We start from the raw sequence: 13,614 nt of genomic DNA, 5'->3' as shown, positions 1-13,614 counted from the left end.
GAGGGCAAAGCATGTTCATCGGCATAGACCTCGGTACCTCTGAAGTGAAGGTGCTGCTGCTGGACCGTGACCAACGGATCGTGGCCACCTCTCGCGAGCCTCTCGCTGTCTCGCGACCGCATCCGCTGTGGTCGGAGCAGGCCCCCCAGGAATGGTGGGACGCGACGTGCCGCGCCCTGGATGGGCTGGCCGCTGCCCAACCGGAGGCCCTGCGCGCTGTCGAAGCCATTGGGTTGTCGGGCCAGATGCACGGCGCAGTGGTGGTTGATGCGCACGACCGGGTGCTGAGGCCGGCCATCCTGTGGAACGACGGACGCAGCGGCGCCGAATGCGAGGAGTTGATGCGCAAAGCGCCGTGCCTTACCGAGCTCGCGGGCAACCTGGCTATGCCAGGGTTCACGGCGCCGAAGTTGCTGTGGCTGAGGCGCCATGAACCCGAGGCATTCGCGCAAATCGCCACCGTCTTGCTGCCAAAGGACTGGCTGCGCCTACAACTGACAGGCGAGAAGGTGAGCGAGATGTCGGACGCCGCGGGGACACTGTGGCTCGACGTTGCCCGTCGCGACTGGTCCGATGAGCTCCTCGCGGCCTGCGACCTGCGCCGGCAGCAGATGCCCACGCTGGTCGAGGGGAGCGAGCCGAGCGGGCGGCTCCTTCCGCAATGGTCCCGTCGTTGGGGCATCCCGCGGACCGTGGTGGTGGCGGGAGGCGCCGGAGACAATGCGGCGAGCGCGGTGGGCATTGGCTCCGTGGAGCCGGGCCAGGGCTTCTTGTCGCTCGGCACTTCGGGCGTGCTCTTCGTCTGCAATGACCGCTTCCGGCCCAACCCGCAGTCGGCCGTCCACGCATTCTGCCATGCGCTCCCGCGGCGCTGGCACCAGATGAGCGTGATGTTGTCGGCCGCCAGTTGCCTCACCTGGGCGGCGAGGCTCACCGGACACGCCGACGTGTCGGCATTCCTCGCACACATCGATTCGCTCACCCCCGACGCGATGCACCATGCGCCGCTCTTCCTTCCGTACCTGTCCGGCGAGCGCACGCCTCACAACGACCCGAATGCCAGTGGCGTGCTGTTTGGTCTGTTGAACGAACACGCAGCGGCGTCGGTGGCGTATGCGGTGATGGAGGGAGTGAGCTTTGGCCTGCGCGATGGCCTGCTCGCCCTGCAGCAGGGTGGCACCGCGGTGGAGCGCTTGTCCTTGGTGGGCGGCGGTGCACGCAGCGAACGCTGGGCGCAACTGCTGGCAGACGTGCTCGACCTCGAGCTTGTGACCCATGAAGGCAGCGAGGCAGGTGCGGCCCTCGGTGCAGCCCGTCTGGCCTGGCTCTCCGTGGGGGGCGACGAGGCAGCGGTGTGCCGCCCTCCCCCCGTGGCGCAACGATGGCGGCCTCGCGCGCCCGAGCATCGGCAGTACCTGATGCAACGCTACGAGCGCTTCCGCGCGCTGTACCCCGCGCTCAAGCGCCTGAACCCCCGTTGATTTCATCCCGCTGAAAGCAGGAGACCTACTGATGAGCAGCAGCTATTTCGCCGATATCAAGCCAATCCGTTATGAGGGGCCCCAAAGCGACAACCCGCTGGCCTTCCGCTGGTACGACAAGGACCGCATCGTGCTTGGCAAGCGCATGGAAGACCATTTGCGGTTCGCCGTGTGTTACTGGCACAGCTTCGTGTGGACAGGGCTGGACCCTTTCGGGGGCGAAACCTTCTTGCGGCCCTGGTTCACCGGCGGGAGCCCCATGGAGCTCGCGGTGCGCAAGGCCGAGGCCGCGTTCGACTTTCTCAGTCGGCTCGGCGTCCCGTACTACTGCTTCCATGACCGCGATGTCGCGCCAGAGGGCGCCACGCCGCGTGAAAGCCTGTCCAACTTCCGTCACCTGGTGGAACACCTTGCCGCACACCAGCAACGCACCGGTGTCAAGTTGCTGTGGGGCACGGCGAACCTCTTCAGCCATCGTCGCTACATGGCGGGGGCCGCCACCAATCCCGACCCGGAGGTGTTCGCCATGGCCGCCACGCAGGTCAAGGCGGCGATCGATGCAACCCTGCAACTGGGCGGCGAGAACTACGTCCTGTGGGGTGGTCGCGAGGGCTACGAAACGCTGCTCAACACGGATCTGCGACAGGAGCTCGACCAGCTCGGGCGTTTCTTGAACCTGGTCGTGGACTACAAGCACCGTATCGGCTTCAAGGGCACGATCCTTCTCGAACCCAAGCCGCGCGAGCCCACCAAGCACCAGTACGACTTCGATGTGGCAACGGTCTACGGCTTCCTGAAGCGCTACGGACTGGAGAAGGAGGTGAAGGTCAACATCGAGGCCAACCATGCGACCTTGTCCGGCCACAGCTTCGAGCACGAGCTCGCCCTGGCACAGGCGCTCGGCATCTTCGGCAGTCTGGACATGAACCGGGGCGATCCACAGCTGGGCTGGGACACCGACCAGTTCCCGAACAACCTGCCCGAAACCGCCATTGCGCTCTACTCGGTGCTGCAGGGTGGCGGCTTTACGACCGGCGGGTTGAACTTCGACGCCAAGGTACGGCGCCAGTCGATCGATCCGACCGACCTGTTCCACGGCCACGTCGGAGCAATGGACCTCTGCGCCCGGGCGCTCCTGGTCGCAGCGCGCATGATCGAGGATGACCGGCTCGCCAAAGCCGTTCGTGAGCGTTACGCCGGCTGGCGGACATCTTTCGGGCGAGACGCGCTCGAGGGTCGCCTCTCACTGGAAGCGATCTCCGAGCGCGTGTTGAGCCGTAATGAAGACGTGACTCCGGTTTCCGGACGGCAGGAGGCGCTGGAAAACCTGGTCAACCGTTACATCTGATTGCACCGATCCAACTGAACCTCACCAGTCACAGAGGAGAGAGACGACATGCTGACCAAACTGCGTGCCGCTGCGGCGACAGGGCTGCTGGGCGCCGCCGCGGGCGGCTGTGCCACGACCCAACGGGCGACGCCCGCTGATCCCCAGTTCCTGAATCAGCCGCTGATTTCGAGCATCTACACCGCCGATCCCTCGGCCCACGTCTTCGACGGCCGCATCTACCTCTACCCGTCCCATGACATCGAGGCGGGAGTGCCCGAGGATGACCTCGGCAGCCATTTCGCCATGCGCGACTACCATGTCTTCTCGATGGAGCGCGTCGGGGCGGAAGTCACCGACCATGGCGTGGGGTTGCGGCTCGAGGACATTCCCTGGGCCGGCCGCCAGCTCTGGGCTCCCGATGCCGCATACAAGGGCGGCAAATACTTCCTGTACTTCCCGGCCAAGGACAAACAGGACATCTTCCGCATCGGCGTAGCGGTCTCTGACCGGGCAGAGGGGCCGTTCAAGGCCGAGCCGGAGCCGATCAATGGCAGCTTCAGCATCGACCCGGTGGTGTTCACCGATGCCGACGGGCAGTCCTACATGATTTTCGGCGGCATCTGGGGCGGCCAACTGCAGCGTTGGGCGACCGGAACCTACGAGCAGAACGGCTCGGTGACCGACCTGAAGCAGCCGGACAAGCCCGCGCTGATGCCCAAGATCGCGCGCATGAACGCCGACATGCTGACGTTCGCCGAGGCTCCACGTGACCTCTCCATCGTCGACGAAGCCGGCAAGCCACTGCTCGGCGGCGATTCCGACCGGCGCTTTTTCGAGGGCTCCTGGATGCACAAGTACCAGGGCCGCTACTACCTGAGCTACTCCACGGGCGACACCCACCGGCTGGTGTACGCGGTCGCCGACAACCCGTACGGACCCTTCACCTATCAGGGTGTGCTCCTGGAGCCGGTGCAGGGCTGGACCAACCACCACTCGATTGTCGAGCACGATGGCAAGTGGTGGCTGTTCTACCACGACACCCAGCTCTCGGGTAAGACGCACCTGCGGAACGTCAAGGTGAATGAGCTGGACTACAATCCTGACGGTTCGATCCGAACGATCAAGCCGATGCGCTGACGACGCCGAGAACAATCAACAACAGACGTCATGAGGAGGCAAAAATGACACTCACGCGGTTGAAGAGGTTTGCGCTGTCGTACGCTCTGACTGTTGTATTCGTCCTGGCTTCTGCTGGAAGCGCGCAGGCGCAGAGCGTGTGCAACAATCAAACGGGCACCCACAACGGGTACTTCTATACGATGTGGAAGGACTCCGGGTCGGGCTGCCTGAACCTGGGCAGCGATGGCAACTACAGCATCACCTGGAGCCTCGGCTCGAGCGGCAACATGGTGGTTGGGAAGGGCTGGGCCACGGGCTCGACCAACCGGGTGATCGGCTACAACGCCGGAGTCTTCAACCCCGGCTCGAACGGCTATCTGACGCTCTATGGCTGGTCGACGAACCCGCTGATCGAGTACTACGTCGTCGATAACTGGGGCAGCTTCACTCCGCCCGGCGGCGCCGCGATCCTGGGCACCGTCACCACCGACGGCGGCACCTACAACATCTACCGGACCCAGCGGGTCAACGCCCCCTCCATCGAGGGCACCCGAACCTTCTACCAGTACTGGAGCGTGCGGACCTCCAAGCGCCCCACCGGCACCAACAACACCATCACCTTCGCCAATCACGTCAACGCCTGGCAGCACCTGGGCATGAACCTCGGAACCATGAACTATCAGGTCCTGGCGACCGAGGGCTTCGGCAGCAACGGCAGCTCCAACGTCACTGTCTGGCAGCAGTAGAGCCGTGACGTAGAGCGGTGATGAAGCGGCTGGCCGGTCACGTGCGTGGAGGCCCACCGAGCCCTGACCTCGGCGGCGCGGACGTGACCGCCGGCCCAATCGCCCTTCCTCCTGCCTCCACTGCGCTGACGGCTCGTGCTACCGTGCCCACCTTCTCCCTGGTACCCACGGAATCAGGGCCGGCAGACCCCTCAACAGTCGAGAAGGAGTTCATCGATGTCCGCCCAGCAGACGAACCCGAGCGAGAACCGGCCCGAGGTGCAGTTCAATCCCTACGCGCCCGGGTATGACGTGAATCCCCATCCCGCGCTCGAGAAGCTGCGGGCGGTGGCGCCCATCTTCTACTGGGAGCAGGGGCGCTGCTGGGTCGTCAGCCGGTATGAGGATGGCCTCACCGTGCTCCGCGATGACAAGCGTTTCTCACCCAACCGGGACGATTGGGAGTTCGCCTCGGTGCTGGGCTCCGACGCGCTCATTCCCGAGATGGAGGAGCTGAACAAGAACGGGCTGTTCGCCCTGGGCGAGCGCAACCATGCCCGTGTGCGCAGGCTCGTCAGCCCGGCGTTCACCCCGCGCGCCACCGAGCGGCTGCGTCCGGAGATCCAGGCCATCGTCGATGAGATCCTCGACTCCATGGCGGCGAAGGGCCGGCTGAACATGGTCCATGAGTTCTCGGAGCGCATCCCGGCGCGGGTCATCGGCTCCATGCTGAAGATCCCCAAGGGGAATGAGGAGCTGTTCCTGGACTTCACCAACGCGGTGGCCAAGAGCGTCTTCGCCGGTGCGCTCGCGCCCGAGGAGCTGGCGCCCCTGCGCCGGCAGATCCGCGAGGGGATCGTCCTGGTGACGGAGACGATCGAGGACCGGCGCCGCAACCCACAGGAGAACGACATCCTGACGACGCTCATCCAGACGGAGGAGCAGGGAGACAAGCTCAACAAGCAGGAGCTGCTCGCGCTGGTGTCCTCGCTCATCGTGGGAGGCTTCGAGACCACCGTCCACCTGTTCTCCTTCTGCGTGTACAACCTGTTGCAGCACCCCGAGGTGTTCGCCGAGCTGAGGACCAGGCCCGAGCTGACCAAGAACCTGGTCGAGGAGGTCCTGCGCTTCGACAACTTCGTGAAGATGGGGCCCGCCCGCTACGCCCTGGAGGACATGGAGCTGGGGGGAATGCCCATCAAGAAGGGGCAGATGCTGGTGGTCCTGGTCGGCAGCGCGCTGCGCGACGAACGTGCGTTCGACAAGGCCGATGTCTTCGACGTCCAGCGCAACGCGAGCGCGGGCATCGCGTTCGGACACGGGGCGCACTACTGCCTCGGGGCGAACCTGGCTCGGCTCATGGGGCAGATCGCCATGGGGACCCTGGTGCGCCGGTTCCCGGAGCTTCGGCTCGTGAAGCAGCCCTCGTTCGGGCCGCACTCCCTCATGCGCAAGATGGAAGTGCTCGAGGTCGATCTGGGCTCGCCCTCGGCGTGAGGTCAGCGCCCCAGGCGCTGTCCGGCACGCACCACGGACGTCGGGTAGAACGTCCCTCGCCAGAAGACCCCCCCTCGCACGAGCGCCAGCACGGCCGAGCGGAGCGAGACCCAGGCGGTCGGCAGGACGCCCAGGAAGAGCAGGGGCGCGGGCCCTCGGGAAAAGCCCGCCCAGCCACTGAAAGCCCAGGCCATCCCGACGCCCAGTGCCCAGGTCGCTCCTCCCAGGAGCACGAGCGCCGGGCGTCCCGAGAGCACTCCCGCGAGGAACCCGCACTCGAGCACCACCAGCAGCAGGTTGCCCAGGATGAGCGCGGCGAAGGGAGAGGACGCGCCGCTCTTCTCCATGGCTCGGGAGAAGGCGCCGAGAGAGGGGTAGAACTCGAGGCTCACGCTGTTGCGGCCGTTGAGCACGGCCTGCTTCGCGCCAGAGCGCTTGAGCATCGTTCCGAACATGACGTCGTCGGCGATCTCCATCTTCAGCCACTCCAGCCCGGGGGTGCGCTCCAGGGCCGAGCGGCGCACGAGGTTGAAGGCTCCAATTCCCATGCTGGCCGACGAGCGCGGATCGGACACCTCCCACATCCGGGTTCTCACGCACACGAGCCGGAACAGGGCGCTGAACGTCAGCTGGAGCAGGAATCCGGAGCAGGTAATCTGGGGCAACACGGTGACATGGTCGAGCCCCTCGTGCTCCGCGTGGGCGATGATCTTCTCCAGGGCTCCCGGGGCCAGGTGGACATCCGCGTCGCTGAAGAGGACCCACTCGCCGCTCGCGCGTTCCAGCCCCCGTTGCAGGGCGTGCACCTTCCCGAGCCAGCCCTCCGGCAGGTGCTCGACGTGCACCACCTGGAGCCGGGGCTCGGTCCGGGCGAACTGGTCGGCGATGGCGCCCGTCGCATCCGTCGAGCGGTCATCCACCAGCACCATCTCGAGCTCCGGATAGGTGTTCCCCAGCTTGGAGCGCATGGCGGACTCCAACGTGCGCTCCTCGTCGCGCGCGGGCATGACCAGCGACACCCGAGGCCACCGCGCGGGCGGCGGCGCCTTCAACCGCTCGATCTGGGGCATGGCTCGCATGACCCGGCGCAGCTGAACGGCCATGTTGAGCGAATAGAGGGCACTGACCGCGGTGAGGAGGAGGAGAAGGAGGAACATGGTGTTTTCCCTGAGCCTGCCCCAGCACGGACCGGGCCCTCGCCGGGTAGTAACGCATGAACCCACGCTGCGTCGACTGTCCGTTTCTCAAAGCCCCGACGCACGTCACACGCCCCAGGCGCCTCTTCCAGGGAATGCTCCGCGCCCATGAATGCAATGCGTGTATTGGGAGTGGCGGGGCTGCTGGGCAGTGGACTCCTGGGATGCACCCACGCGGAGACCGCGCCCGCGACCCGGGTGACGACGGCCACGGGGACGGTGGAGTTGCCAGCACCGTACACCACGGACTCGGTGCGCCAGTTCAGCAAGGTCGTGGGCTGGCCCGAGGGTAAGGCTCCGGTGGCCGAGGGCTTCACGGTGAGCCGCTACGCCACCGGGCTGATCAGCCCGCGCAACCTCTACGTCACACCCAACGGGGACGTGCTGGTGGCCGAGGCCAACACCGAGCTGCGCGGCTTGATGAAGCTCGGCGCGAAGCTGGTGGGCTATTCCGCCTCCCAGCGGACCGGGCCCAGCGCCAATCGCATCACGCTGCTGCGCGACGCGGACCATGACGGCGTACCGGAGACGCGCACGGTGTTCCTGTCCGGCCTGAACCAGCCCTTCGGCATGTGGGTGCTGGGCGACTCCTTCTACGTGGCCAACACGGATGCGATCTGGCGCTACCCCTACCAGCCCGGGGACACCACCATCACCGGCGAGGGAAAGAAGATCCTCGACCTGCCCGCGGGCGGCTACAACAACCACTGGACGCGCAACCTCCTGGGCAACCCGGAGGGCACGAAGCTCTACGTGTCGGTGGGCTCGGGCAGCAACGTGGGGGAGCACGGCCTCGCCAACGAGGTCCGCCGCGCCAACGTGCTGGAGATCAATCCGGATGGCTCGGGCGAGCGCATCTACGCCAGTGGCCTGCGCAACCCCGTGGGCCTGAGCTTCGCACCGGGCACGCGCGTGCTGTGGACCGCGGTGAACGAGCGCGACGAGCTGGGCGACGAGCTGGTGCCCGACTACCTCACCCACGTGGAGGACGGGGGCTTCTACGGCTGGCCCTTCAGCTACTTCGGTGCCCACCCCGACCCGCGCGTGAAGGAGCAGGACCCAGAACTCGTGAAGCGCACGCTCGTGCCGGACGTGCCGATGGGCTCGCACACCGCCAGCCTGGGGCTCGCCTTCAACGAGGGAACGATGTTCCCCGAGCGCTTCCGCGGCGGAGCCTTCATCGGCCAGCACGGCTCGTGGAACCGCTCGAAGCTCTCCGGCTACCAGGTGGTCTTCGTCCCGTTCGCCAACGGCCAGCCCACCGGAGCGCCCGAGCCGTTCCTCACGGGCTTCATCCAGGACGTGGACAAGCGCGAGGTCCACGGCCGGCCCGTGGGCGTGACCTTCCTTCCGGATGGCTCGCTCCTGGTGGCGGACGATGCCGGCGACACCGTGTGGCGGGTGAGCCGGTAGCCAGCGCCTGCTGATAGGCGTGGAGGGCTCGCCGGAGGACTCACTCCACGGGCGGTGGATTGTAATCCCAGCGCCAGGGCATCCCCGTCTCGCCCAGGATGATGTCCACCAGCGACGGAAACACGGCGGGGCCCTTCACGCTGTTGGCCAACAACAGCACGCAGCGCCTCTCTCGTTCGAGGCAGAGGGCGAAGTTATCCGTCCAGTCGTCATGACCTCCCTTGAAGAAGGCGGGGCCGGCGCGCCCGTTGAACAACACCACGCCGAGCCCGGCCGACAAGGCAATGGCCTCGTTTCGCGCATCGGTCTCCGTCAGCAGCGTTGGAAACTGGTGGGCGGAGGAAATGGCGATCTGCGGCCGCAGCATCTCGGCCCGTGCCCTGGCGGACAGGCCCTCGCCCCGCATGAAGCCCGCCAGGAACTTCGCATAGTCCTCGACCGTCGTGTCCATGGAGCCCGCGGCACGCACGCTCTCGCGCTGGTCATGGGGCTCGACCTTGCCCGCCTCATCGTAGCCCTGGGAGACGTTGGCCGCGAAGTCGTCGCGCCAGACCATGCTGGTGCGCTTCATGTCGAAGCGGTCGAAGACGCGGCGCTGCATCTCCTGGCCGACCTCCAGTCCCAGGCCGGCTTCGAGCACGAACTGCAACAGGTTGATGCCCTCGCCGGAGTACGCGTAGCGCGTGCCGGGGTCGAACTTGAAGTCGAGCTTCCCGTCCGGATTGAGGAAGCGGAAGTTCGGAAAGCCGGGCGTGTGGCTCAGCAACATGCGTGGGGTCAGCCGCTTCCAGCGCGCGTCGGAGGCGAGATCGGCGTACTTCGAGTACTCCGGTAGGGGCTTGCGCAGGTAGCGCTCGATGGGGGTATCCAGGTCGACACGTCCTTCGTCGACCAGTTGCATGACCATGTACGCGAAGGCGGCCTTGGTCAGCGACGCGCCGTACATCACCGTGTCGGTCCGCAGCGGAGCCGCCTTCTCCACATCCCGGAGGCCGTAGGCCTTCACGTAGCTCACCTGCCCGTTCTCGATGATCGCCAGGGCCAGGCCCGGGAGCCCCGCCTCCTTCATCAGACGGAGCGCGGCGGCGTCCACCCCCTCTCCGCTCCACGCGGGTTCTTCGGGAGGCGGGGCGGCGGCCCCTCGGGAGGGGGCCGCGCACGCGGGGACGAGCATGGAAAGACAGAGGAGCGGCAAGAGGCCACGGTGGACGAGTCTCATGCCGCTACCATGCGAGGATGGGGCCGCCTTCGCAAGGCAACGCGAGTCTACCGATCGCCCGTCCAGCTATTCCCGCCGCCATCCTTGAACGAGAACGTCCCGGTCGAGACCTCGTCTTTCGAGAACTGGTTTCCGGAGTTTGCCCGGTGGCCGGTGATGCTCGAGTTCTTGAGGATGATCGAACCCGTGGTGGAGATCTTCCCACTGAGCGGGGCGGGCGGTGCCTTGTGCGAGTCGTCAGCCACCATGCCAACATCGCCTGATTGGTCCATGACGATATGGACGCCGTCGAACTCGGTGTTCTCGATCCGCTGCCCCTGCGTGGTCTGGACCAGGACTCCGTAATGAACGGGATCGATGATATCGATGTCCTTCAAACGGATGCCTTGAAAGCGGATGGGGGAATACGGCTCGGCGGGAGAGTACGGGTTGGCGGCGAACAACCAGACCGCGCCCCACTTGCGCCGCGTGGACTCATCTCCATGCACTCCGTCGTCGTCCCACCACATGCGGCCTCCGCAGCGCTCGACCGTGATGTTCTGGAGGGTGGTGAGCCCGGAGAACTCGTGCTGGGGCGCGAACTCGTTATCCAAGGTGATGCCCGGGTAGCGCAGGGTGTCATAGACCACCGAGTCCTTGATCACGTTGTCGTGGCCGCCGTAGACCGCGAAGCCGGCCGCCCGCCAGATCAGGCCCGCGGTGCAGCGCTCGATGACGTTGCCCTGATCGGGGCCCTCGGGCTGATGGACCCAGGGCGTGTCTCCAATGGGCGACTTGTCCCAGGTAATGGCGGACCACATGGCGAAGGCATCGTCGCCGTTGTTTCGCGCCGTGCAGTTCACGATCCTCGAGTTGGTGGTTCCGTTGCAGAGGTTGATGCCGTCCGCCATGGTGTTGCGGAACCGACTGTCCTCCCACAACAGGTTGTTGCCGCCCTCGACCCAGCCCCCCACGATCATCCGCTCGATCCACAGCCGCTTGAAGACCGCGTTGTTGTGCATGTAGCGGTCGAAGGCGCGCCCGATCCCGTCATAGCTGTCCCACGGCCAGTTGCCGAGATCGGCCGCGGCCTTGTTGTAGCGAGCCGTCCGGTTGCGCCAGGTGCCAAAGATGGCGAAGTCCTGGAAGGTGATGTTGTCGCCGTTCAGGCGGAACCCGAACTCGTAGTTGTAGCCCACCTGCTGCGGGGGAGGAGGTACGAAGCGCGTGTACCACATGCCAGCGCCCTGGACGGTCAGGCCGGCGGGAACGTAGACCTTGGGGACCGCCGGGTTCACGTGCGACATCACGTAATCGCCCGGCGGGAGGAAGATGCCGGGTTTGCCGCCATTCACGGCGTCTTGAAGAGCGCGCACCACCGCGGCTTCGGTGAATTCGCTCACGACGACGTAGTCCGCCGGGGCGGGGAGCGGCGCCGGCACGAGCTCGAGGTCCATGAAGTCGATGGTGACGGGGAGTTGCGCGGAGGCATCCGGCGAGACGATCTTCACCACATCGCCCGCGTTGATGGTCTCCCTGCCATCGGTCGCCAGCAGCACGTGCGCCTCGTCATAGATGTGGTGCGCGGAGTTCCAAGGCAGCTTCAGGCCAAAATTCTCGTCGCTGGTGCTCGGGTTCTGGGGGAGCTCGTCCACCTGCTGGCGCGGCAGGGCGTTGTGCGTCTCGGTGTTGTTCGGTCCGGTGTAGAGCCAGGCGAAATCCGAGTTCACCGTGAGCGTGGCGACCTTCGCGTCATTCACGTACACATCCAAGTGGGCCTCTTTCTCGTCCGGCACGCTGTAGCGCACCAGGACGGAGTTGGCCTTCACGCGGCTCGTCCACGCGACCGCATCGGTGGGGCCATGCAGCGTCACCGCCTTGCGGCCCGAGGCCTCGCCGGAGAGCGTGCCTTCCAGCCACGGGCCACTGGTGGTCTGCTCGAGCGTGGCGCCACCGGAGGAAGCGCCCACCTCGGCCTCGTACTCGTCCCAGGGAACGGTGGCGCCGCGGGGGACGGGGGAATTGTCGCCAGGGTCGTCGACAGGGTTGTCGCGGCAAGCAGCGAGCAGAAGGCACGCGCACATCGATACGAGGATCGGACGAATCATCGCTTGGGGCACCTCTTCGAGCGGAAGCTCATGGGAGGTGCGATGCTAGCGCTCCTTCACCGGGTAGGTGTCCAGAAAGCCTCGAGTCCACCACCTCGGTAGGCCACTTGAGGCGCCCCCTTGGGGAGATGGAGTAAACCTGGGAGCATGACGACAGCTCCCCATTCCCTCCAGGGCCGAGGCCACGCCGTGGTCATCGGCGCCAGCGTCACCGGACTGATCACCGCGCGAGTGCTCGCGGACCACTTCGAGCGGGTGACGGTGCTCGACCAGGACACGCTACCGGACAGCCCCGTGCCCCGGCGCGGCGTGCCCCAGGCCAGCCACGTGCACAACCTCATGGCGCGCGGGTGCCAGCTCTTCGAGCAGCTCTTCCCCGGGCTCATCGCCGAGCTGGAATCCCACGGCGCCCTCACCTTCGACTACGGCGAGAACACCCGCCTCCTCTTCCAGGGACGGTTGCTGCCGCGCTTCCGCTCCGGGGTGCGCTCGGTGGCGAGCAGCCGCGCCCTGCTGGAGTGGTGCATGCAAGGCCGGCTGCGCGCCCTGCCCCGGCTGAGCGTGCGCACGGGCACGTCCGTCACCCGGCTCCACGGGGAGAAGGGCGGCCGGGTACGAGGGGTGGTGCTGAAAGAAGGCGCATCCACGGACGCCGAGCAGATGCTGGAGGCGGACCTCGTGGTGGATGCCAGCGGGCGCGGCTCGCATGCCCCCCAGTGGCTGCAAGCGCTGGGGCGCGCGCTTCCGCCCGAGCAGCTCATCCGTCCCGGTCTGACCTACGCCACCCGCTGGTACCGCGTGCCCCGGAATCGCCAGGTGGAGCGGTTCGGAGACTGGGTCATCATCGGCACGTCGCCCGAGTTCCCCGGCACGCCCTACAGCGGCGCCGTGTGCCGGGTGGAGGGCGAGCAGATGATCGCCACCCTCCTGGGGTCCGGCAACCACCCGATGCCGACGGATGACGCGGGCTTCCTCGCGCTGGCCCGCGAGATCCCCCTGCCCGCCATCGCCGAGCTGATCCAGGACGCCGAGCCCCTCTCTCCCGTCCACACCTTCCGAGGGGCCATCAACCGGTGGCGCCACTACGAGCAGGTCGCCCACTGGCCCGAGGGCCTCGTGGTGCTGGGCGACGCGGCCTGTGTCTTCAACCCGGCCTATGGCCAGGGCATGACCGTGGCGGGCTTGAGCGCCCTGCTGCTGGATGAGAGCCTGCGGCAAGGCGATGCCGGGATGTGCCACACCTTCCAGAAGCGGCTGGCCGAGCTGCACCAGGTGCCCTGGGGCATGGTCCGCGGCGATGACACCTTGTGGGAGCTGGGCGACAAGGCCACGCGGGTGCAGCGGCTCACCAACCAGGTGCAGCGGCAGATCGTGGGCTCGCTCTTCTACTCCGACGCCGGAACCCGGCGCTTCCTCGAGGTCATGCACATGCTGCGCTCCCCCGAGTCGATGCTGGACAAGGAGGGGCTCGTGCAGGTGGGCCGCGGGGTGGTGAGCCGGCTCGCCCGGGAGCTGCCCCCGTCCCTGCGCCCGGCGTGGTTGTAAGC

Annotated in this window: 10 protein-coding genes; 7 read left to right on the top strand and 3 right to left on the bottom strand. The window is 66.6% G+C overall.

The window, feature by feature from the left end:
- Positions 1–11: 11 nt before the first annotated feature.
- The 5 genes from xylB to CYFUS_RS20785 all read left to right on the top strand — a co-directional run bounded on the left by xylB (position 12) and on the right by CYFUS_RS20785 (position 6,152).
- On the top strand, positions 12–1,481 hold the full coding sequence (gene xylB, locus CYFUS_RS20805) for a xylulokinase (RefSeq protein WP_095986815.1): 1,470 nt from the start codon (positions 12–14) through the stop codon (positions 1,479–1,481).
- Between the two features lie 31 nt (positions 1,482–1,512).
- Positions 1,513–2,829 (top strand): xylose isomerase, encoded by a 1,317-nt coding sequence (xylA, locus tag CYFUS_RS20800; RefSeq protein ID WP_095986814.1) that lies wholly within the window; start codon positions 1,513–1,515, stop codon positions 2,827–2,829.
- Positions 2,830–2,877: 48 nt separating this feature from the next.
- Positions 2,878–3,948, top strand: coding sequence for a glycoside hydrolase family 43 protein (locus CYFUS_RS20795; RefSeq protein WP_095986813.1), 1,071 nt, complete (start codon positions 2,878–2,880; stop codon positions 3,946–3,948).
- A 44-nt stretch (positions 3,949–3,992) separates the two neighbouring features.
- A complete protein-coding gene (locus tag CYFUS_RS20790; protein WP_157758548.1) occupies positions 3,993–4,676 on the top strand; it encodes a glycoside hydrolase family 11 protein in 684 nt (227 codons plus the stop codon).
- A 216-nt stretch (positions 4,677–4,892) separates the two neighbouring features.
- A complete protein-coding gene (locus CYFUS_RS20785) occupies positions 4,893–6,152 on the top strand; it encodes a cytochrome P450 (protein WP_095986811.1) in 1,260 nt (419 codons plus the stop codon).
- A gap of 2 nt (positions 6,153–6,154) precedes the next feature.
- Here the strand turns inward: CYFUS_RS20785 and CYFUS_RS20780 are convergent, their stop codons facing one another.
- Positions 6,155–7,309 carry a glycosyltransferase gene (locus tag CYFUS_RS20780; protein WP_095986810.1) on the bottom strand — a complete coding sequence of 385 codons (1,155 nt, stop codon included), beginning with the start codon at positions 7,307–7,309 and terminating at the stop codon, positions 6,155–6,157.
- Between the two features lie 147 nt (positions 7,310–7,456).
- On the opposite strand from CYFUS_RS20780, the gene CYFUS_RS20775 reads away from it, so the two are divergent.
- On the top strand, positions 7,457–8,761 hold the full coding sequence (locus CYFUS_RS20775; protein WP_420042699.1) for a PQQ-dependent sugar dehydrogenase: 1,305 nt from the start codon (positions 7,457–7,459) through the stop codon (positions 8,759–8,761).
- Between the two features lie 40 nt (positions 8,762–8,801).
- Here the strand turns inward: CYFUS_RS20775 and CYFUS_RS20770 are convergent, their stop codons facing one another.
- Together CYFUS_RS20770 and CYFUS_RS20765 are read right to left on the bottom strand one after the other, a co-directional pair.
- Positions 8,802–9,980, bottom strand: coding sequence for a serine hydrolase domain-containing protein (locus tag CYFUS_RS20770; RefSeq protein WP_095986808.1), 1,179 nt, complete (start codon positions 9,978–9,980; stop codon positions 8,802–8,804).
- A 47-nt stretch (positions 9,981–10,027) separates the two neighbouring features.
- Positions 10,028–12,067, bottom strand: coding sequence for a secreted glycosyl hydrolase (locus tag CYFUS_RS20765; RefSeq protein WP_095986807.1), 2,040 nt, complete (start codon positions 12,065–12,067; stop codon positions 10,028–10,030).
- A 147-nt stretch (positions 12,068–12,214) separates the two neighbouring features.
- Here CYFUS_RS20765 and CYFUS_RS20760 point away from each other — a divergent pair, with 147 nt between their 5' ends.
- A complete protein-coding gene (locus tag CYFUS_RS20760; protein WP_095986806.1) occupies positions 12,215–13,612 on the top strand; it encodes an FAD-dependent oxidoreductase in 1,398 nt (465 codons plus the stop codon).
- Positions 13,613–13,614: the final 2 nt, after the last annotated feature.

The sequence above is a fragment of the Cystobacter fuscus genome (genome assembly GCF_002305875.1).
GTDB classification, from domain to species: domain Bacteria; phylum Myxococcota; class Myxococcia; order Myxococcales; family Myxococcaceae; genus Cystobacter; species Cystobacter fuscus_A.
Note: the sequence above shows the minus strand (reverse complement) of the source record. Positions and strands in the feature narration are given on the sequence as shown.

Bases quoted from the DNA above. Each gene is read 5' to 3' on its own strand.
- xylB (WP_095986815.1), top strand. From the start codon at position 12: ATGTTCATCGGCATAGACCTCGGTACCTCTGAAGTGAAGGTGCTGCTG.
- xylA (WP_095986814.1), top strand. From the start codon at position 1,513: ATGAGCAGCAGCTATTTCGCCGATATCAAGCCAATCCGTTATGAGGGG.
- CYFUS_RS20795 (WP_095986813.1), top strand. From the start codon at position 2,878: ATGCTGACCAAACTGCGTGCCGCTGCGGCGACAGGGCTGCTGGGCGCC.
- CYFUS_RS20790 (WP_157758548.1), top strand. From the start codon at position 3,993: ATGACACTCACGCGGTTGAAGAGGTTTGCGCTGTCGTACGCTCTGACT.
- CYFUS_RS20785 (WP_095986811.1), top strand. From the start codon at position 4,893: ATGTCCGCCCAGCAGACGAACCCGAGCGAGAACCGGCCCGAGGTGCAG.
- CYFUS_RS20780 (WP_095986810.1), bottom strand. From the start codon at position 7,309: ATGTTCCTCCTTCTCCTCCTCCTCACCGCGGTCAGTGCCCTCTATTCG.
- CYFUS_RS20775 (WP_420042699.1), top strand. From the start codon at position 7,457: ATGAATGCAATGCGTGTATTGGGAGTGGCGGGGCTGCTGGGCAGTGGA.
- CYFUS_RS20770 (WP_095986808.1), bottom strand. From the start codon at position 9,980: ATGAGACTCGTCCACCGTGGCCTCTTGCCGCTCCTCTGTCTTTCCATG.
- CYFUS_RS20765 (WP_095986807.1), bottom strand. From the start codon at position 12,067: ATGATTCGTCCGATCCTCGTATCGATGTGCGCGTGCCTTCTGCTCGCT.
- CYFUS_RS20760 (WP_095986806.1), top strand. From the start codon at position 12,215: ATGACGACAGCTCCCCATTCCCTCCAGGGCCGAGGCCACGCCGTGGTC.